This window comes from Desulfatibacillum aliphaticivorans DSM 15576 (genome assembly GCF_000429905.1).
GTDB lineage: Bacteria > Desulfobacterota > Desulfobacteria > Desulfobacterales > Desulfatibacillaceae > Desulfatibacillum > Desulfatibacillum aliphaticivorans.
On record NZ_AUCT01000028.1, the window covers coordinates 74,801 to 93,585 of the forward strand.

Below are 18,785 nucleotides of genomic sequence, written 5' to 3' on the forward strand. Positions count from 1 at the left end.
TGTACGAGGCGACATGAAGAAATTGCGTGTACTGATTGTGGACGATTCGCCGATTATGCAGTCCTTGCTTAAACGCATTTTATCCGCCGAAGCGGATATTGAAGTCATAGGCAGCGCCTCTGATGCCTTTGAAGCAAGAGAGATGATTATCGCCGATCCCCCGGACGTCCTGACACTGGACGTGGAAATGCCAAGAATGGACGGCATTACCTTTTTGAAAAGGCTTATGTCCTATAAGCCGTTGCCTGTGTTGATGATCAGCTCATACACCACGGAAAACAGCATTCGAACCATGGAGGCTCTGGAAGCCGGGGCTGTGGACTTTGTGCCCAAACCCGTGCACGGCGCCGCCCATCAGAGCCTGGAGTTGCTGGCTGCGGACATCGTGGCCAAAGTGCGGGCCGCGGGCCGGGCCAATATCTCCTTGGCCCCGGCGGTGCGGGTCGCCCCGAAAATGACCGCCCAAACCCGCGCCTCCAGGTTGTATAAAATCCTGGCCATCGGGGCCTCTACAGGCGGAACCACGGCGATCAGAAGACTCCTGTCCTCCATGAATTTTCATACCAACGGAATTCTGGTGGTTCAGCACATGCCTCCCAATTACACCAAGTCTTTCGCCCAACGCCTGAACGACATGGTCCCCTGCGAAGTCGTGGAGGCCGTGGACAGGGAGAGAGTGGAGAAGGATAAGGTCATAATCGCCCAGGGCGGCAAGCATATGGTTCTCGCCAGGGACAGGGCAGGGTTTTTCGTCCGGATCACGGACACGCCGCCCGTTCATCACCAAAAGCCCTCGGTTGACGTGCTTTTTGAGTCCGCCGCCCAGGTTGCGGGTAGGGAGGCTGTAGGCATTATTTTGACAGGCATGGGGGAAGATGGCGCGCGCGGCCTGCTTAGCATGCGCGAGGCCGGCTGCTTTACCGTCGCTCAGGATGAAGCCTCCTCCGTGGTCTTTGGAATGCCCAGGGCCGCCATTGAAATGGGCGCCGCAACCCGCATTGCATCCCTGGACGCCATGCCCAACGACATTCTCGCCAGCGCAAAACTGCGGTGACGGGAAGCCGGGCCTGACTCCCGGCAAAACGAATATTTGCAAAGGCTTTTTGCATTATGGCTAATATACTCGTGATAGACGACAGCAGGCTCATCGCTCATGTGGCCAAAAATATGCTCACCGCAAGGGGGCATGAGGTGACTGTGGCCACCAATGGGGAGGAGGGGCTGGAGGCTGTGGCCACCATAAAACCGGACCTGATCCTCTTGGACCTCATCATGCCGGGCATGGACGGGTATGCGGTTTGCGAAAAAATCAAAGGCTCGCCCGCCACCGCCGACATCCCCGTCATCATGCTTACCTCCAAGGCCGAAACAGCCGACAAAGTCCGCGGCCTGGAAGCAGGCGCATCCGACTACGTGACCAAACCCTTTGAAGAAGGCGAACTGGTCGCCAGGGTCAACACCCACTTACGCATCAAGGAACTCTACGAAAGCCTGCAGGAAACCAACCGCCAACTCCAGGAGCTCGCAAACCGCGACGGCTTGACCGGCCTGTATAACCACCGTTATTTCCAGGACGCCATGACCAAGGATTTCCAGCGGGCCATGCGCTATCATGAGTCCCTGTCCTGTGTCTTGTGCGACATCGACTTCTTTAAAAAGTTCAACGACACCTATGGCCATCAGACCGGCGACATCGTGCTTTCCACCCTGGCGAGAATCGTTGAGGACAGCCTGCGGGACACCGATCTGGCCGCACGATACGGCGGCGAGGAATTCGCCCTGGTCCTGTATCACACCCCGGCGGCCGCGGCCTTTATGGTGGCGGAGCGCCTGCGGGAGTCCGTGGAGCAGCACGAGTTCATCGCCAACGACCTTAGCCTGTCCGTGACCATCAGCGTGGGCGTAGCCACCTATCCCCACCCGGACATCCCGGACCATAAAACCTTGATTGAATGTGCGGATAAGGCCTTGTACAAGGCCAAAGAAAACGGCAGGAACCAGGTTATTTCCTTTTAAAGGCCCTTTCCAGGTCGTACTCCGTCCATAACAGCCAGGTGGGCCGCCCATGGGGGCATTGGGAGGGATGCTCGCAGGCTTCCAACTGCTTCAATAAAGCATCCATTTCCTGAATACTTAAGCTCTGGTGCGCGCGAACCGATCCGTGGCAGGCCATGACGATCAGGCATTCGTCCAGGGCGTCGAAAAAATGGGCGTTTCCCCCGGCTTCGGCCACTTTTTCCACCATCTCTTTTACGATCTTCCCAATGTCCGAGTTCGCCAGCATGGCGGGCGCCGCTTTGACCACAAAGGTGCGCCCCGAAAAGCGATCCACGTCAATGCCCGTCTTTTGCAAATCGGGCAGAATGCGCTCCAGGATTTCCGCCTCGATATGGGAAAGCTCAAAGGTCTCCGGAATCAGCAGATTCTGAATTTCAATCCCCCCCACTTCCATATGCTTTTTAAATTGCTCGAACAGGATTCTCTCGTGGGCCGCGTGCTGATCCACAATCAGCAAGCCTTTGGACGACCGGCAGATCACATAGGCGTTGGCGAACTGGCCCAAAGCCTTTAAATCCGAAACGCCGTCCTCAGGCGCTGCAGCAGCCTGGCTTTGCGGGGCTTTATAAGGTTCAGGCCGGGCTGTTCCCGGGTCCGGAACCGGCGGCTCCGGCCTGGAAAAAGCCGAATCCTCCCGAGGCTGGGGCGAAAGCGCGGCCGAATGGGAAGAGGGCGATGAAGGCCTTCGAGGCTCTCTGGGCGCGTCGAATCGCGGCTCCGGCCGATACATGGGCGCCTGGGGAGGCGTTGCTGCGGCCGCTTTGATCCAGGAAGGCTCTTCCTTGACGAAGGACGAAAAAGACTCCTGGCTGGGCGGCTGCCTGAACAAATCCTCGTTGGCCTCCGTGCGCACAGGCGGCTTGGGCGCCGACTTCCACGGCGTCTGATCCAGGGCGTCCAGGCTTTCCTTTACCGTCGAGGACAGGGCCTGATGCACCATGGCGCCATTGACAAAACGCACCTCCGCCTTGGCCGGATGCACGTTCACATCCACCTGGTCCGGCGGAACCCGCAAAAAGACCACGGCCACCGGGTATTTGCCCTTCATTAGGCGGCCTTTATAGCCCTCCATCAAAGCGTGGGTGACCAGCTTGTCCGTCACCAGACGGCCGTTGACAAAGATGTACAGCCCCCGTTTTGTGGTGCGGGAAAATTCCGGCATGGCCAGGCAGCCTTCAATGCTGACTTCCGGTTCTTTTTGGGAAAAGCGGATAAGCCCCGGCGCCACGTCTTTGCCAAGCACGTCTGCAATCCGGTCCTGAGGATCCTGGGCCGCAGGCCACGAAAACAACTTTCTGTCGTTGTGGATGAGTTCAAAGGCCGTCTCGGGCCAGCCCAAAGCCATGGCCGACATGGTGTCGGCTATGTGTCCCATTTCCGTGGCGACGGTTTTCAGGAATTTTCTGCGAGCGGGCACGTTGTAGAACAAATCCGCCACGGAAATCATGGTGCCCGGCGGCGCCCCGACTTCCGACACGTTAACGATCTTGCCTCCCTGCATGACCACTTTGGTTCCGGCGGGATTGTCCTTTTTTCGGGTGATCAGGGTCAGGCGGGACACCGATCCAATGGAAGGCAAAGCCTCCCCCCTAAATCCCAGGGTGCTGATGGAAAACAAATCGTCGTCCGTATAGATTTTGCTGGTGGCGTAGCGCTCCAGGCACAGGAGGGCGTCGTCCTTATCCATGCCCTCGCCGTTGTCCGCCACCTGAATCAGGGACCGCCCTCCCTTTTTCACCTCCACCACGATGCGGGTGCTTTTGGCGTCCAGGGAGTTTTCCACCAACTCCTTCAAGACCGAACTGGGCCGTTCCACCACCTCGCCGGCGGCGATTTTGTTGGTAAGAATTTCAGGGAGAATCCTGACAGGAGCCACGAAAGTTCAGCCTTTATTAAAATCGGTTTTTTTATATCAAATAAAAAAGCCCGGGAGGCCCGGCCTTGGTTTTACTTGCACATCTCGCCCCTGACCAGTCGGGCCAGGTATTCGGACTCCGCCGGGTTCAGGTCAAAGCGCATGGCTGCTTCCTGCACGATGACGGACGGCTTGGCGTCCGGGTTTTCGCTGCGAAATTCCCCAACAAACTTCACGGCGCGGCGAATGTTTTCTCCGTCTGGCATTACTGTCGACATATTTTGCTCCCCTTGCGCCCGCGTCCCCTATAAATTCGGGCGCTTTGTATGAAAATCCGTGGCCTTCTGAAAATGATGGCCAAGCCGCAATATTTTTTCTTCCTGAAAATGGCTGCCCTGCAATTGCAGACCGATAGGCAGGCCTTCCGACGAAAATCCGCACGGTACAGAAACCCCGCACACGCCCGCCAGGTTGGCGGACAGGGTGAAGATGTCGCTCAAGTACATGGTCAGCGGGTCGTCGGTGTTTTCGCCCAATTTAAACGCCGGCGTGGGCGCCACCGGAGAAATGATCGCATCGCATTTTTCAAAGGCCTTTTTGTAGTCTTCCATAATCAGGGTGCGCACCTGGGAAGCCTTGCCGTAATACGCGTCGTAATATCCCGCGGAAAGGGCGTAAGTGCCGATGATGATGCGGCGCTGCACTTCCGGGCCGAATCCGGAGGACCGGGTGGCGTGATACATGTCGATCAACGAGTCCCTTTCCTCCCTCATCCCATATTTTACGCCGTCGTACCGCGCCAGGTTGGAGCTGGCTTCCGCCGGAGCGATGACATAATACACCGCCACGCAGTACTTGGAATGAGGCAGCGAAACCTCCATCACTTCCACGCCCTGGCTTTCCAATGTCTTGATGGCCTGATCCACGGAGTTCTTTACGTCCGGGGTCAGACCGCCCATTTCGAAATACTCCTTGGGCATGCCAACCCGCATTCCCTTGACGTCTTCCTGGATGGCCGTTGTGTAGTCGGGAACCTCCACGTTTACGGAAGTGGAGTCCGAAGGATCGTAGCCCGCCACCGCCTGCAGCAAAATGGCGGCGTCTTCCACCGTCTTGGCAAAGGGGCCTATCTGATCCAGGGAGCTGGCAAACGCCACCAGCCCGTAACGGGACACCCTGCCGTACGTGGGCTTAAGCCCCACCACGCTGCAGTGGGAGCCAGGCTGGCGGATGGATCCGCCCGTGTCTGACCCGAATGCGCCCAAGCACATGTCCGCAGCCACGGCCGCGGCAGATCCGCCGCTGGATCCGCCCGGCGTCCGGGTCAGGTCCCAGGGATTCTTGGTGGTCTTAAAAGCCGAATTCTCCGTGGAGGAGCCCATGGCGAACTCGTCCATGTTGGTCTTGCCCACCAGCACCGCGCCAGCCTCTTTGAGCTTGGTTATGGACGTGGCGTCGTAGGGCGGGACGAAATTTCCCAGAATTTTGGAAGCGCAGGTGGTCGGCACGCCTTTGGTGCACATAACGTCCTTGATGGCGAGCGGAATGCCGCACAAAGGCGCGGTTTCGCCTTGGGCCAGGGCCTTGTCAGCCTTTTGAGCGGCTTCCATGGCTTCTTCCTTGCTCACGGTCAGGTAGGCGTCCACCTGGGGCTCTACGGCCTCTATGCGATCCAGCACCGCCTTGGTCAGGTCCTGGCTGGAAATCTCCTTGCTCAATAATTTTTCACGGGCTTGCCCGATGGTGAGTTCATGCAGTGCCATGAGGGCTTCTCCTATATGACCTTGGGGACGATAATATCCGTGTCTTCCCGTTCAGGCGCATTGGAAAGGGCCAGATCCGGGTCCATGGAGTCCTTAACCTTGTCTTCGCGAAAGGCGTTATTCACGGAAATGGCGTGAGAAGCCCCTTCCACTCCTTCGGTGTCCACGGTATTCAGTTGATCTACATAATCCAGAATGTCCCCAACCTGGCGGGAGAACATAGCCACTTCCTCGTCCGTCAGGTCCAGACGGGCCAGCTTGGCTACGTGGCGTACTTCCTCTTCGCTGATTTTCATGCGATTCCTCCAATAAAACGGGAAGATATAAACTATTTTTTAACGATCAGATAATCGTTCCAATCCTTGGACAGCCTTTTTGTCAGGGCCTCAGCCTCTTTTCTGCTTTTGAAATGACCCATTCTCACCCGGTAAATGGTTCTTCCCGGCTCCGGGTGAGCCTCCAGCATATAAGCGGGATAGCCCATTTTCAAGAACTTGTCCACCATTCGGGCCCCGTCCTGCTGATGGATCACCGCCGCCACCTGGACCGTCCAGAAATCGTAGGACTCTTCCTGGGCGGCGGGCTGGGCAGCCGCCGGCTGCGCAGGGGCCGGAGGCGCGGGCGGAGGCTGGCTTTGCCTGGCCGCCTGTAACGGAGCGGCCTCCCGGGCGCTTTCCGGCCTTTTGTTCGCCCTTAAATGCACCGGAGGCCCGCTATTGGCGTCGGACTCCGGGGTGATGTTTTCCTCTTGAGGAAATGAATAATCCGCCGATGGATTTTTAACCTGCTGGAAAAAATCGTATTCGCTTTTTCGGGCCAACTCCTTTTCCAGCGCTTCGGCCTGGGCCTTTTCAGCCCGAATCACAGCCGCCTTCAGACCGGCAAGCTCTTTTTGCATGGCCTCTATATCAAAGGTCATGGGGCTTTGGCCGCGCCCCACATAGATGCCCAGCGTAAACATGGCGGCCATGGACGCAAACACAAAGAGTACGAATACGAAGAATTCCTTCCTGGTAAATCGAAAATCCCTGTCCCTTGTTTTTGCTTTGGCCATTATCCCCTCCGGCGGGCGAACCGCCATGCAGAACCAGATTCCGTCGCAATCAGGCGCCAAGATGCGGAAAGAGGGCTTTTTGCTTACATGCTTTCAGGGGCCGACACGCCAAGCAGAGCCAGGCCGTTGCGAATGACCTGCCTGACCGTGGTCACCAAATCCAGCCGGGCCTTGGTTAACACAGGCGTTTGATCCTCCTTCAGCACCATGTGGTCATGGTAGAACGAATGAAAGGCCGATGCAAGCTCCCTGAGATAAAAAACGATGCGGTGAGGCTCCAAAGTCCGGGCCGCGCCCTCCACAACCTCGGGATACCGCGCCAGAGCCTTCATTAAGCGTATTTCCTCGATTTCTTTCAGGATTTCCTCATCCTTGTTCCAGTCAAAGTCCAGGGAGACCGGAAAATCCTTGGCTTTCGCCTCAATGGAGCAAATCCGCGCATGCACGTACTGGACGTACCAGACCGGGTTTTCGTTGGTCTGTTTTTTCGCCAGCTCCAGGTCAAAATCCAGGGGGCTTTCATAATGCCGTGATAGAAAGATAAACCGCGCCGCGTCCGCGCCCACTTCGTTCACCACGTCAGCAAGGGTTTCGAACGTGCCGCCCCGGGTGGTCATGGCAAGGGGCTCGCCGTCCCGAAGCAAATTGACCAGCTTGACCAAGACCACTTCAAAGGCGTCCTTGTCCCGGCCCACGGCGTCCACGGCTGCCTTCATACGGGCGATGTACCCGTGATGGTCCGCGCCCCATACGTCGATAACCCGGTCAAAGCCCCGGTCGAACTTGTTTTTGTGGTAGGCAATGTCCGAGGCGAAATAGGTGGTCAGGCCGTTGTTTCTTACAACCACCCGGTCTTTTTCGTCGCCGCGATCTTCGGTCTTGAACCACTTGGCGCCGTCTTTTTCGTAAATGTCGCCGGTTTTTTCAAAATGCTCCAGGGCGTTCTGCACGCTGTTGTCGTCGTACAGGCTTTGCTCCGAAAACCAAACGTCGTGATTAACCCGGAAGTCCTTGAGGTCTTGTTTGATGCCGTCCAGGATGTCGTTGGCCGCAAACCGGGCGCACCACAAAACGGCGTCCTCTTCCTCCATGGAATCCAGGTCGGCCAGGTTTTCGTCCTGAATGCGTTTGGCCAGATCCTTGATATAGTCGCCCTGGTAGCAATCCTTGGGAAAGTCGATTTCCTTGCCCTTAAGCTCGCAATACCGCAGCCAGGTTGACAGTCCTAAAGTGCGGATTTGCCGGCCCGAGTCGTTGATGTAATACTCCCGCTCCACCTCAAAGCCGCACATGTCCAGCAAGGCCGCCAAGGCGTCGCCGACGGCCGCGCCCCGGCCGTGACCCACATGCAGGGGGCCGGTGGGATTGGCGCTGACGAACTCCACCTGGACTTTTTGTCCGGCGCCGATTTGAGAGCGGCCGTATTCATCGCCCTTATCCAAAATGCCTTTCACCACCCGCTGCCAAAGGCTGGGACGCAAATAAAAATTGATAAACCCCGGGCCTGCGATTTCCGTCTTCACCAGAAAATTTTCCGGATCTTCCAGATTGTCCACAATGGCCTCGGCTATCTTGCGAGGGGCCATCTTTTGGACCTTGGCCATGACCATGGCGATATTGGTGGAAAAATCTCCATGGGCTTCCTGCTTGGGCTCTTCCAGGCCGGGTTGGGGAATGGCGTCCGAGGGCAATACGCCCTGTTCGTGGGCCTTGAATGCGGCCCGGGTGATCATTTCGGCAAGTATTTCTTTCATTTTTCCACGTCTGGTTTTATAATTGTTTTCAATGGATAGGGCGGTTTCGACCCTCAACCCTATTAATGTACCACGACAAATGTAATCATGATACCAAAAGGGTAAAATTTTTATTTGTTTTGCCCCCTCAAGTCAAGGCGTTTGCCAACGGCTTGAAAAAATATTATATTATGGGAATGAATACGATGAAAACATGGTTTCTGGCAACCCGGCCCTGGTCCTTTGCAATGAGCCTGATCTCCGTAGGCGTCGGCGCGGCATGGGCGGGCGATTACGGCGTGTCCTGGTTCTGGCTGATCCTCACGGCCATAGCCCTGGTTTGCATCCACGGGGCGGCCAACCTGACCAACGATTATTTCGACTATAAAAACAAGGTGGACGTCCCGGACGCGCCCACAACAAAATACCGGCCTCACCCCCTGGCGCAAAATCTTTTGACCTTGCATGAGGTCAAGTGGTTCGCATTGACTCTGTTCGCCGTGGGGATCGGTCTGGGCCTGATCATGGCCGCCGCCAAAGGATGGCCGTTGATTTTGGTGGGGGCGGCCGGCATATTTATAGCCGTGGCCTATACTGCGCCCCCTATTGCCCTGAAGTATCACGCCCTGGGCGAGCCCATGGTCTTTTTATGCTGGGGGCCGCTGGCCATCCAGGGAGCTTATTTCGTCCAGACCGGAGAATTTTCATTGCCTTTGCTGCTGGTGTCCGCGCCCTTCGGCGCCCTGGTCAGCTTGGTTCTGCTGGCCAATAACCTCCGGGACGCGGAATTCGACCGCAGACAGGGCATATCCACCATACCCGTCAGGTTCGGAGGCCGCTCCGGCCGGCTGTTGTTCGCCGGGTTGATCGCCCTGTCCTTTGGCGGAGTGGCTGCTATGGCCGTGTTCGGGCCGTTGCCCATTTGGTCCCTGGCCGTGCTCCTGGCTTTGCCCCTGGCCTGGCCCATGTTTAAAATGGTTTCTCAAGATATTCCCGATGATGCCGATGCACAAACAGCCAGGCTGGACACCGTGTTCGGGGTTCTGCTGCTGGCTTCCCTGGTATTGGAGCACGTCATATGAAAGCCAAGTCCTTCGCCGGATACGATATCTTCCTGGCGGTTGGCATTGCAGCCTTGTTGTGGTTTTTTTCCTTTTCCGTAAATTACGGCCAGTTTTGGATTAAAATAATCCTGTCCGCCCTATGCCTGGCCGGCTTGGCCCTATGGTTCGGCTCCCGCAAAAGATTTCCCAATTTTGACGCTAACGCCATTATGCTTGGCGCCGCTTCGGCCGCGATCCTGTACCTGATTTTTTGGATAGGCGGCAAAACCTCGGGCATGATCCTGCCTTTCGCCTCCCAGCAGGTGAGCGGCATATACGCCAAGGTCCTGGGGCCGCCCACCTGGATGCTGGTTCTGTTTTTATTCTTTATAACAGGGCCGTGCGAGGAGGTGTTCTGGCGAGGATACGTCCAGGACAAGCTCATGAATCGCCTGGGATCCTGGCGCGGCTGGGCCGCCGCCACCCTGCTTTACGCCGGATTTCATCTGGTGACCTTTAATTTTATGCTCATCGCCGCGGCAGGCGTGGCCGGCGCCTTTTGGGGGCTTATGTACATGCAAAACCGCAGGCTGGCCCCGGCCATCGTGTCCCACTCCCTGTGGAGCGTGTTCGCCTTTGCAATCATCCCCATCATGACCCCAGGCGCCTGAATCCCGCCCGAATCCCTTGACATCCCCCCAAAACCTTAGTTTATGAATACCAACTGCGTCAAAAAGCGCGAAAAAAGAAAAAGATAAAAGAAAACTGTAGCCTCCGGCGGTAAAGCGAAAAGAAAACTGCGCCTCCGGCGGCAAACTTTTGAAAAAGTTTGATCAAAACTTTTTCAATGGCGCTGCGCGCAGGGGGAGAATGGAAAACGTAGTTGCGCGGTTTCCGCGTCTGTGCGCCGGGTTTCCCGGCAATTGAGGGCGTGGGCGTCGAAGCCGGCATCGTAGGTTGGGTAGAGCTTGCGAAACCCAACAAATAACGCCGCGAAGCGGCCTCATTATTGTCTATCGACAAGTCTCCTCGCCCTGTAGCCGCAGGGCTTGCCCTGCTTTTTTGGGGTGGCCCTGGCAGAGCAGTACCCTGCCAGGGTTGCGTTAGCAACAGTAGGTGCGACCTAAGAGGCTTCTAAAATGGTGAATGGCGGGCGGGCGAGAAGCGTAAACTAAAACCGAAGTTCGTAGGTCGAGTCACGCGAAGCTGTGAAACGGCGCTTGAAATTTTGGATATTGTTTTGCCGCATCTGAATTCAAAGCCTAAGAAGGCCATGCGCAGCGACCCGACATTTTTGTCCTCGCCATGTAGTTGCGCGGTCTCCGCGCCCGTAACCGCCGGGTTCTCCGGCAAAACATAGGGGCAGGGTTTCCCTGCCTAAAATTTTAAAACCAGGAACACCATGGATAAAGACCCAAAAACCGTCCAGGAAATGTTCGGCAGGATCGCCGGACGCTACGACCTTATGAACACCCTCATGACCATGGGACGGGATCAGTCCTGGCGCCGGTTCGTCTTACAGACCGCTGCGCCGCCCAAGGGCGGAAGCCTGTTGGACGTGGCTTGCGGCACGGGCCCCATGGCCTTGATGGCGACGACCATGTTTCCCAGCGTTTCCGTGACTGCCGTGGATTTTACGGAAAACATGGTGCGCACAGCCCTTTCCCGGCCGGGAAGGCAAAAGGTTTCCTGGGGAATCGCCGACGGCCTGGCCTTGCCCTTTGGGGATGACAGCTTTGACGCCGTGACTTCGGGATATTTGATCCGCAATGTGCCCGACCCGTTAAAGGCTTTTCAGGAGCAGGCCAGGGTGGTCAAGCCCGGAGGAAGGGTGGTTTGCCTGGACACCTGCCCGCCGCCGGACGGTCCTTTAAAGCCTGCGATCATGGTGCACATGAAGCATGTGATTCCCTTTTTAGGGCAGATCGTGGCTAAAAACCGGAGCGCTTACGAATATCTACCGGACACCACGGCCAATTTCATGAATCCCCAGCAGCTGACGGATCTCATGAAGCAGGCCGGACTTAAAAACATCGGCTTCCGCCAATTCATGTTCAACACCCAAACCGTGGCCTGGGGGGAAAAGTAATCAATCTTCTGTCTAAACGACAGTTGCAGGAGGGGCGCTCAAGCAAACAAAGTCCTGTCCCTCCATGCCCGAACCTGATAAAATCCTCCCATCATTTTGCTGGAATAAAAGCATAAAAAAGCAGCGGCAATGCGCCGCCTAATATCGGAATTCGAAAGAAAAGGAGAAATCCATGGTGAAGCGTTTTATTGCTGTGTTTGTCGTTTTGGCCCTGGCGGTTTTGTGCATGCCGTCCTCCTCCTTTGCGGTGTTTGAGGAGTTGGTCAAGCATCCGGCGAGATCCCCAAAGCCCTATAAGCAATACGCCAGCAAGGCTCCTTATGATCGCGTGGCTCCTGCGCCGGACGTTCTGGTGGATTATCTGAGGCTGGACAACAAGCTGAATGGATACCCCGAGGTTCCCAAGGCGGCCTCGGCGGACAAGACCTTTCTCAAGGACGTCAAGGACGCGGTCCGGGAACTTCCCGCGCCGGTCCAGGCTCAGTTGAGCAAGCATTTGGCCGGGATTTTTCTGGTCAGGGAGTTGGGCACCACCAGCCTGACCGAGGTTTTGACCGTTCCGGCCAACGAGCAAAAGGGCTTTATCGTCCTGGACGTGGATTTTATCAGTAAGCCGGTCAACGAATGGGCCAGCCTGAGAGCTAACAGCCCCTTTGCGCCGGACGGCAGGGCGGAAATCAAGGCCGTGTTGGAAGAGCCGGAGAACGACAACCGCAAGGCGGCCATCCAGTACATCCTGATTCATCAGATCGGGCATTTGGTGGGGGCGGCCATCGGCGCCTTCCCAAGCTGGAATAAGGACGAACCAGCGGAAAATTTTGCATTTTCCAAGATTTCCTGGAAAACCGTGAACGGAAAAACCGTAAGCAAGTTTGACGCCGAATTCACCATGCGGCCGAAAATCAAGTTTTACTCCCTGGCCGACAGTTCCATACCCGCGGTAAAAATTCCCGAATGCTACGCGCAGCTCAGGCAGACGGATTTCGCCGACCTGTACTCCTCCCGCAATGTGTGGAGCGATTTTGCAGGCGCTTATTCCGTGTACGTGCACACGGTTTTGCAGAAAAAGCCTTGGGTCATGGAGATCTATACGGACGGGGTCAAGACCGACTCCTTTTCCTCTCCCTTGTTCAGCGAGCGGGGTATGGCCAAAGTGCAATTCCTGGAAAGCCTGTTCAAACAATAGAAACAATAACGGGGCTTAGAAGTAATGTTTTAAGATCAAGCAATCACGTCTGAACCTACGATCCATCTATATACCAGAGTCCGAGAGTCATGGTCCCTTCCCCCCTGGCGGGGGAAGGACAGGATGGGGGCGTAGTCGCGCGGTCCCCGCGCCATAGCAGTTACGAGGTCTCCTCGCCGTAGTCGCGTGGTCCCCGCGCCGTAGTAGCGAGGTTTCCTCGCCGTAAGAAAGTCACCCCCACCCCAACCCTCCCCCGTCAAGGAGGAGGGAGTTTTTGGGGGAGCGCCTTTGGCGTTTAGTTTTTCATCGCATGCAACAATCTATTGAATATGCAATAAAAATTTGATTTCTGAAAGCTGAACGGCAAACAAAAGCGGGACTGGAAAAACCAGCCCCGCTTTGCATCTCTTCTTTTTTGTCCTATCAGATCTCGCCGGCGGCAATCTTCACGAATCGCTTGAGCAGGCCATGGGACGGGTCTGTCTCGCAGGTCTGGGCGTGGAGGGCGGAGATGTCTTCGCCTTGCTTTTTTAAAGCCTCGGCCTGAAAATCGATGTACTCGTCCATATGCTCGGCGGAGAATTCGGGGTGGAATTGCACGCCCCAGGCCCGCTCCCCAACCCGAATGGCGTGGTGAGGCTCAAAATCATTATACGCCAAAAGCACGGCGCCTTCGGGCAGTTCCAGAACCGCCTGGGTGTGGGTGGCGTGGCCGAAATACTTCGGCGGCATGTTCCGGAACAACAGGTCGGACGCCGCCTCGGCGGTTCCAAATATCTCTTTTGTTCCCACTTCCTTGCCCTTGGGATTGTTCCCGGCCTTGCCGCCCGCCGCCCGCCCCAATAGCTGATGCCCGAAGCATACACCCAAAAACGGAACGTTTTCTTCAATAATCCGCCGGATATAGGCTTCGGTGCGCAAAATCCACGGGTCGGGGTCCGTGACCATGGAATGGGAGCCGGTCATGATCGCGCCTGAAAAGGCTCCCATCTCGGGCAGGGGGACGTCTTCCCGGAAATCCACGATCATAACCTGATCCTGGGAAAGGCCGGCGTAATGCATGGTCCAGTCTTCGAAGTCTCCGAATTTTTTCCGGGTTTCGGGAAAGGTGCCGCCGGCCTTGATAATCAATATGGGTAACATTCTATAACTTCCTGACTATGCGCCTAAAGCAAGCGCTTTGGCGCGGCTGACTCCACCCTGTCTCCCCGATTGACTTCCTTGTCCGACAATCCGGACGGAATTGCAACTATTCTTCCTTCACGGCAGCGACGAAAGCGGGCAAAAAGTCCATGGCGTCCTCCACAATGCAGTAGTCCGAAATGGAGAAAATCGGCGCATGGGGGTCAGTGTTGATGGAAACCACAAATTGGGATCCGCTCATGCCCACTACATGCTGAAAGGCCCCGGACACGCCGCATCCCATGTAAAACTTGGGCGCCACGGTCTGGCCGGTCACGCCGATCTGGGCTTTGTAAGGCAGCCAGCCCATGTCGCAGGCGATGCGCGAGCCCGCCACGGCCGACCGGGAGAACAAGGCTGCGGCCTCTTCCACCAACTCGATGTTTTCCTCCGAGCCCATGCCGCGCCCGGCGCAAATCACCACCTGAGCCTGAGCCAGCCCCAGGTCCGCGCCCTCGGTCTCCTCCGCGCCCACGTACAAAGTCCCTTCCGGGGCTTTGTCGTAATCCCTGAGGGTTACCTCGCCCAGAGCCGCCGCCTTTTCCGCCTGGCCGAAGCTGCCGGGCAGCGCCCCGACCACCACTTTGTCGGCTATGGGCTTGATTTTCTGGGAGAATTTTCCGTTAAAAACCGGACGGATAAACGCGTCTTCCTCCGGCTTGAACTCCATGGCGCCCGATATAAACGAAGCGCCCCATTTGGCGGCCAGGGCAGGGCCCAGGTCCATGCCAAGGGATGTGTGAGGCAGTACGATATATGCGAAATCGTCTGTTTCTGCGGCATTCAACACCGCGTTCCGAAACGCCTCGCCGGTGTAATGCTCCAGGGATTTGCCTGAAAATCCAAGAACCTGCACCCCGAATTCCGCAAGCTGGGCCGCAGCGGCCCCGGCGTCTTTCGCCAGGACGACAGCCTGCACGTTTTCCAATGATCCCGAAAGGATGCGGGCGCATTCCACGCATTCCAGGGTTGCGGGGGTTATCTGGCCTTCCTTGTGCTCCGCGACCACAAGGGCTTTTTTGACGTCCGAACTCATAACAGGGCCCTCTCTTTCAGGATGGAAACCAATTGCCGGGCTTTTTCCGCGGTGGAGCCTTCCAGGAACACTCCCTGGCCTTTTTGCTTGGGAGGCGCTGCGCCCAGGATTTGGTCAACTGGTCTACTGGGTGACTGGCCTGACGGTCCGACCACTTCCAGTTCCTGCTTGTTGGCCCGCATCATATTGCTCAGGCTGGGATACCGGGGCTGGCGGGTTCCGCTCTGGATGGTGACCAGGGCGGGCAAGGTCAGTTGGATGGTTTCCTGAACGCCTCCCTCTCCCTCACGCAGAACGTCCACGGCGTTTTTATCCGTGGGCTTTTCCAATGATATGGCGGACGTAACCCACGGCAGGTCCAGGATGCCAGCGATCATCGGCCCAACGGCGCCGGCCATCTCGTCTTCGGACATGACCCCGCACATAATCAGGTCGTAGTTTTTATCTTTAACGGCTGAGGCAATCAGGGACGCGGTTTCAAACGAAGTAAGCGCCCGGTCTTCGTCCACCGGGATGAATATCCCGTTGGAGGCGCCCATGGCCAAGGCCCGGCGCAGGGAGGCCTCGGCCTCCTCCGGCCCCACCGTGACGGCTTCCACCTCTACACCGTCCATGGATTCTTTCAGGCGCATGGCTTCTTCCATGGCGTATTCGTCCAGGCGGTTCATAACGTACGAATCCCTCTTGGGCGTGACCCGGCCGCCCGGAGTCAACTCCAGGTCCACCTCGGGATCCGGGACCTGTTTCACGCAAACCAGAATCTTCATTGCAACTCCTTGTGTTGAACCAAAAAATTATCGGTTAAGGATTTGACCCTGTTTCCCAAACCGTTGTATACCAGGGACAAGCCCGGTAATCATAGCAAACGCGAATTGGTTTCAGCAAGTTTTCCAACGGCATTTTTCAGACATAGCCCGAATCTTCAGGCCGGGAGCCTAAGTTATGAACGGTATTCTTCAAAAGCTCGTCCATCAGCCTTACCGCTTTTTCAAACAAGACCTCTGGGAGATCAAAACCCGGAACCAGCCCCGGTACAAGGCCATGGGAGTCCGGTTTTTGCGGGTGCCGGCCCTGGCCGTGAACGACTTCTTGCGGGACAATTGCTGGATGCGCGCCTCGGCCCTAACCTATTATTCGCTTTTGGGCATTGTGCCGCTGCTGGCCATGATCATGGGCATCGCCCGGGGCATGGGCTTCGAGGCCCGGATCGAAGAACTGCTCCTGCATGAATTCGGCGCGCAGGAACTAGTGTTGACAAAGGTCCTGGAGTTCGCCAAGGCCATGCTTTCCAACACCAGGGGAGGGGTGGTCAACGGCCTGTGGATGCTGCTATTGCTGTGGACCGTCATTCGCTTGTTCGGAAACATCGAGATCGCCTTCAACCAGATCTGGGGATTCGCCAAGGGCCGGAGCCAGGCCCGCAAGGTTATCGACTACCTGGCCGTGGCCCTGCTTATGCCCGTGCTATGGCTACCCGCCAGCAGCGCCCAGGTGCTCATTGCCAGCCAGATAGAAGCCTACACCCAATGGGCCTTTTTGCAGAACGTGGGCGATATCATCCAGTTTACGCTTCTGTTTTTCCTGCCCTTCGCTATGATCTGGGTCTTGTTCTCCTGCCTGTATATATTCATGCCAAACGGCTCGGTCAGTTGGACCTCGGGCATCGTGGCCGGCATTGTGGCGGGCAGCGCATTCCAGCTTTTTCAACGGTTTTATATCGAATTCCAGGTGGGCGTGGCCAGAAACAACGCCATCTACGGCAGCTTCGCGGCCCTGCCCCTATTCCTTATTTGGCTGTATATGTCGTGGGTGATCGTCCTGTTCGGAGCGGAAATCGCCTTTGCGCACCAGCACTCCCGGGATAACGATTTTTCTCCAACCCTTCGAAAAACCAGCTTTTTCCTGAAAAAATACGCGGCATTGCAAATTATGGAGCTGATCGTCCATGGCTTCACGGCCGGAGACGGTCAACACACCGAAGACCAAATATCCTACATCCTGGACCTGCCAAGAAGCCTCACCGCCGAGGTCCTGGACATGCTCCAACAAGCAGGGCTCGTAGTCCCCGTTAAATCATCCAACAAACACCCCGCATACCTCCCAGGCATGGACCCGGACGCCCTCACAACCCAACTCGTCCTGGAACGCCTGGAACAAGTGGGAACCTCCAGCTTTAACCAAACCGAAAACCCCATCGCAGACAATGCAAGAGACGCCCTGGACCACTTCAGCATAGCCATGAAACAATCCCCTGCCAATAAACCCTTTAAAGCGCTAAACAAAGAAGAAGATTGAAATATGCGCAAAAGAGAATAGATAAAAAAAGAAAAGATTAAAGGATTTTTTGCCTCCGGCGAAAAGCGATAAAAGCCGGAAAGAGCAAATGAGTTTCTTGCCTCCGGCGGCAAACTTTTGAAAAAGTTTGATCAAAACTTTTTAAAATGGCGCTCCGCGCAGGGGGATGGATAATCGTAGGGGCGCCGCCTGCCGCGCATTGTAGTTGCGGGGTCTCCCCGCCCCGTAGCCGTGCGGTCCCCGCGCATTGTAGTAGTGCGATTTCCCCGCCCCGTAGTTGCGAGGTCTCCTCGCATTTGCATCCCCAGGGCTTGCCCTGCATCTTTTGGGTGGCCCGGACAACGCAGTTTGTTGTCTGGGTTGCGTTAGCAACAAAAGGTGCGGCCGAAAAGGCTTCCTGAAATCATTGAAGGCGGGCGGACGAAAAGCGTAAACAGAAATCGGTTTTCACCGTGGTAGCGCGGTTTCCGCGCCCGTAGTCGCGAGGTCCCCTCGCATTGTAGTAGCGCGATTTCCCCGCCCCATAGTCGCAAGGTCTCCTCGCATTTGCATCCCCAGGGCTTGCCCTGCATCTTTTGGGTGGCCCAGACAACGCAGTTTGTTGTCTGGGTTGCGTTAGCAACAAAAGGTGCGGCTGAAAAGGCTTCTTAAGATCATTGAAGGCGGGCGGACGAAAAGCGTAAACTGAAATCGGTTTTCACCGTGGTAGCGCGATTTCCGCGCCCGTAGCCGCGAGGTCTCCTCGCCCTGTATTAGAACGAGGAGACCTCGCAACTACATAAAAACGTTTTCGAATGAGGATTTCCGGCCGCAAGACATCTGTTAATTCCATAAGATTTGGAGCAACTCTTATTGTTTATCGTCCCCCGGCATTGCATGCCGCGGCTGGCCTTTGTGGAGGAGTTGCGAAATACTTTCAGGGGCGCTCCGTCCATGGATAGATCTTAATATTCATGGAACACCTTAATTTTGTTATGCGTTTCAGCGTTTCGGGAGATAGTTCAAAATCTATTGGGGCGTCAAGGACCCCGCATTCAAATCCGATGTCGAACATTTTCATTTGGCAATCCTGCAGCAGCTTTTGCGCCTCGTGGGGAATTTTATCCAAGGCGTTAAGAATTTTTACGATATCGGCTTCAGGCGTTTTATTAACTCAAGTTTCGCACAAGAAATATGGGAGGGGGACAGATATAACCATTTGAAATAATATAAAAAATACTTGAAAAGCGGCCTTAATTGTGTAATATTAGACATCGCCAAACACCTAATAACACACAAGAAAGAGCCGCTATGAATACAAGTAAAACATTTTCCCTCTCAATGCAAAAACAAATTCAAAACACCAGCATTTCCATGGATTCTGAAATCAATTCAGCATTCAGGGAACTGAAATTCCGGTCGCTCCTGAGACGCAGCGGCATTGTCAAAAAACGGGGATATGACACGGTCGGGCTAATGTTTTTGTTTGTGCTGCTGCCTTTTCTGAAAAGG

General features: G+C 55.9%; 17 protein-coding genes. 7 read left to right on the forward strand and 10 right to left on the reverse strand.

Translation table 11 applies throughout. From position 1 onward, the window contains the following. Positions 1-13: 13 nt before the first annotated feature. The gene (locus tag G491_RS0121595; protein WP_028316042.1) at positions 14-1,054 is read left to right on the forward strand and encodes a protein-glutamate methylesterase/protein-glutamine glutaminase; all 1,041 of its coding nucleotides are present in this window, start codon (positions 14-16) and stop codon (positions 1,052-1,054) included. A 56-nt stretch (positions 1,055-1,110) separates the two neighbouring features. Further along, positions 1,111-2,016 carry a diguanylate cyclase gene (locus G491_RS0121600; protein WP_015949215.1) on the forward strand — a complete coding sequence of 302 codons (906 nt, stop codon included), beginning with the start codon at positions 1,111-1,113 and terminating at the stop codon, positions 2,014-2,016. Here the strand turns inward: G491_RS0121600 and mutL are convergent. From mutL to argS, 6 genes are all read right to left on the reverse strand, one after another. Beyond that, positions 2,003-3,934: a DNA mismatch repair endonuclease MutL gene (mutL, locus tag G491_RS0121605; RefSeq protein WP_028316043.1), complete on the reverse strand. Its 1,932-nt coding sequence runs from the start codon at positions 3,932-3,934 to the stop codon at positions 2,003-2,005. The genes G491_RS0121600 and mutL overlap by 14 nt on opposite strands. A gap of 71 nt (positions 3,935-4,005) precedes the next feature. Next, positions 4,006-4,191: a hypothetical protein gene (locus G491_RS0121610; protein ID WP_015949217.1), complete on the reverse strand. Its 186-nt coding sequence runs from the start codon at positions 4,189-4,191 to the stop codon at positions 4,006-4,008. A gap of 27 nt (positions 4,192-4,218) precedes the next feature. Beyond that, a complete protein-coding gene (gatA, locus tag G491_RS0121615) occupies positions 4,219-5,676 on the reverse strand; it encodes an Asp-tRNA(Asn)/Glu-tRNA(Gln) amidotransferase subunit GatA (RefSeq protein WP_028316044.1) in 1,458 nt (485 codons plus the stop codon). An 11-nt stretch (positions 5,677-5,687) separates the two neighbouring features. Further along, positions 5,688-5,972 carry an Asp-tRNA(Asn)/Glu-tRNA(Gln) amidotransferase subunit GatC gene (gene gatC, locus G491_RS0121620; protein ID WP_028316045.1) on the reverse strand — a complete coding sequence of 95 codons (285 nt, stop codon included), beginning with the start codon at positions 5,970-5,972 and terminating at the stop codon, positions 5,688-5,690. A gap of 32 nt (positions 5,973-6,004) precedes the next feature. Next, entirely contained in the window at positions 6,005-6,730 is a 726-nt protein-coding gene (locus G491_RS0121625) for an SPOR domain-containing protein (protein ID WP_028316046.1), read from the reverse strand. An 83-nt stretch (positions 6,731-6,813) separates the two neighbouring features. Then, positions 6,814-8,484 (reverse strand): arginine--tRNA ligase, encoded by a 1,671-nt coding sequence (argS, locus tag G491_RS0121630; protein WP_028316047.1) that lies wholly within the window; start codon positions 8,482-8,484, stop codon positions 6,814-6,816. Between the two features lie 185 nt (positions 8,485-8,669). On the opposite strand from argS, the gene menA reads away from it, so the two are divergent. Next, the gene (gene menA, locus G491_RS0121635) at positions 8,670-9,545 is read left to right on the forward strand and encodes a 1,4-dihydroxy-2-naphthoate octaprenyltransferase (protein ID WP_035219784.1); all 876 of its coding nucleotides are present in this window, start codon (positions 8,670-8,672) and stop codon (positions 9,543-9,545) included. Continuing rightward, positions 9,542-10,177, forward strand: a complete 636-nt coding sequence (locus tag G491_RS0121640; RefSeq protein ID WP_051327441.1) for a CPBP family intramembrane glutamic endopeptidase — start codon at positions 9,542-9,544, stop codon at positions 10,175-10,177. Before menA ends, G491_RS0121640 begins: the two co-directional genes overlap by 4 nt. Before the next feature lie 58 nt (positions 10,178-10,235). Here the strand turns inward: G491_RS0121640 and G491_RS0121645 are convergent, their stop codons facing one another. After that, positions 10,236-10,529: a hypothetical protein gene (locus tag G491_RS0121645; protein WP_157468474.1), complete on the reverse strand. Its 294-nt coding sequence runs from the start codon at positions 10,527-10,529 to the stop codon at positions 10,236-10,238. Between the two features lie 379 nt (positions 10,530-10,908). On the opposite strand from G491_RS0121645, the gene G491_RS0121650 reads away from it, so the two are divergent. Continuing rightward, positions 10,909-11,595 (forward strand): ubiquinone/menaquinone biosynthesis methyltransferase, encoded by a 687-nt coding sequence (locus tag G491_RS0121650; RefSeq protein ID WP_028316051.1) that lies wholly within the window; start codon positions 10,909-10,911, stop codon positions 11,593-11,595. A gap of 172 nt (positions 11,596-11,767) precedes the next feature. After that, entirely contained in the window at positions 11,768-12,781 is a 1,014-nt protein-coding gene (locus G491_RS0121655) for a hypothetical protein (RefSeq protein ID WP_028316052.1), read from the forward strand. 423 nt (positions 12,782-13,204) lie between these two features. Here G491_RS0121655 and G491_RS0121660 read toward each other — a convergent pair whose 3' ends face one another. The 3 genes from G491_RS0121660 to G491_RS0121670 form a co-directional block, all read right to left on the reverse strand. Further along, positions 13,205-13,924 carry a glutamine amidotransferase gene (locus G491_RS0121660; protein WP_028316053.1) on the reverse strand — a complete coding sequence of 240 codons (720 nt, stop codon included), beginning with the start codon at positions 13,922-13,924 and terminating at the stop codon, positions 13,205-13,207. Between the two features lie 106 nt (positions 13,925-14,030). Beyond that, the gene (locus G491_RS34395) at positions 14,031-14,999 is read right to left on the reverse strand and encodes an electron transfer flavoprotein subunit alpha/FixB family protein (protein WP_028316054.1); all 969 of its coding nucleotides are present in this window, start codon (positions 14,997-14,999) and stop codon (positions 14,031-14,033) included. Then, the gene (locus G491_RS0121670; protein WP_028316055.1) at positions 14,996-15,766 is read right to left on the reverse strand and encodes an electron transfer flavoprotein subunit beta/FixA family protein; all 771 of its coding nucleotides are present in this window, start codon (positions 15,764-15,766) and stop codon (positions 14,996-14,998) included. The genes G491_RS34395 and G491_RS0121670 overlap by 4 nt, the downstream gene beginning before the upstream one ends. 175 nt (positions 15,767-15,941) lie before the next feature. Between G491_RS0121670 and G491_RS31915 the strand changes: the two genes are divergently transcribed. Next, on the forward strand, positions 15,942-17,294 hold the full coding sequence (locus tag G491_RS31915; RefSeq protein ID WP_015949233.1) for a YihY/virulence factor BrkB family protein: 1,353 nt from the start codon (positions 15,942-15,944) through the stop codon (positions 17,292-17,294). The last annotated feature ends 1,491 nt before the right edge of the window (positions 17,295-18,785 follow it).

Coding starts and splice junctions, on each gene's coding strand:
- G491_RS0121660 (WP_028316053.1), bottom strand. CDS start 13,924: ATGTTACCCATATTGATTATCAAGGCCGGCGGCACCTTTCCCGAAACC.
- G491_RS0121610 (WP_015949217.1), bottom strand. CDS start 4,191: ATGTCGACAGTAATGCCAGACGGAGAAAACATTCGCCGCGCCGTGAAG.
- gatC (WP_028316045.1), bottom strand. CDS start 5,972: ATGAAAATCAGCGAAGAGGAAGTACGCCACGTAGCCAAGCTGGCCCGT.
- G491_RS0121655 (WP_028316052.1), top strand. CDS start 11,768: ATGGTGAAGCGTTTTATTGCTGTGTTTGTCGTTTTGGCCCTGGCGGTT.
- G491_RS0121650 (WP_028316051.1), top strand. CDS start 10,909: ATGGATAAAGACCCAAAAACCGTCCAGGAAATGTTCGGCAGGATCGCC.
- menA (WP_035219784.1), top strand. CDS start 8,670: ATGAAAACATGGTTTCTGGCAACCCGGCCCTGGTCCTTTGCAATGAGC.
- G491_RS0121640 (WP_051327441.1), top strand. CDS start 9,542: ATGAAAGCCAAGTCCTTCGCCGGATACGATATCTTCCTGGCGGTTGGC.
- G491_RS0121595 (WP_028316042.1), top strand. CDS start 14: ATGAAGAAATTGCGTGTACTGATTGTGGACGATTCGCCGATTATGCAG.
- G491_RS0121670 (WP_028316055.1), bottom strand. CDS start 15,766: ATGAAGATTCTGGTTTGCGTGAAACAGGTCCCGGATCCCGAGGTGGAC.
- G491_RS34395 (WP_028316054.1), bottom strand. CDS start 14,999: ATGAGTTCGGACGTCAAAAAAGCCCTTGTGGTCGCGGAGCACAAGGAA.
- argS (WP_028316047.1), bottom strand. CDS start 8,484: ATGAAAGAAATACTTGCCGAAATGATCACCCGGGCCGCATTCAAGGCC.
- G491_RS31915 (WP_015949233.1), top strand. CDS start 15,942: ATGAACGGTATTCTTCAAAAGCTCGTCCATCAGCCTTACCGCTTTTTC.
- G491_RS0121600 (WP_015949215.1), top strand. CDS start 1,111: ATGGCTAATATACTCGTGATAGACGACAGCAGGCTCATCGCTCATGTG.
- G491_RS0121625 (WP_028316046.1), bottom strand. CDS start 6,730: ATGGCCAAAGCAAAAACAAGGGACAGGGATTTTCGATTTACCAGGAAG.
- gatA (WP_028316044.1), bottom strand. CDS start 5,676: ATGGCACTGCATGAACTCACCATCGGGCAAGCCCGTGAAAAATTATTG.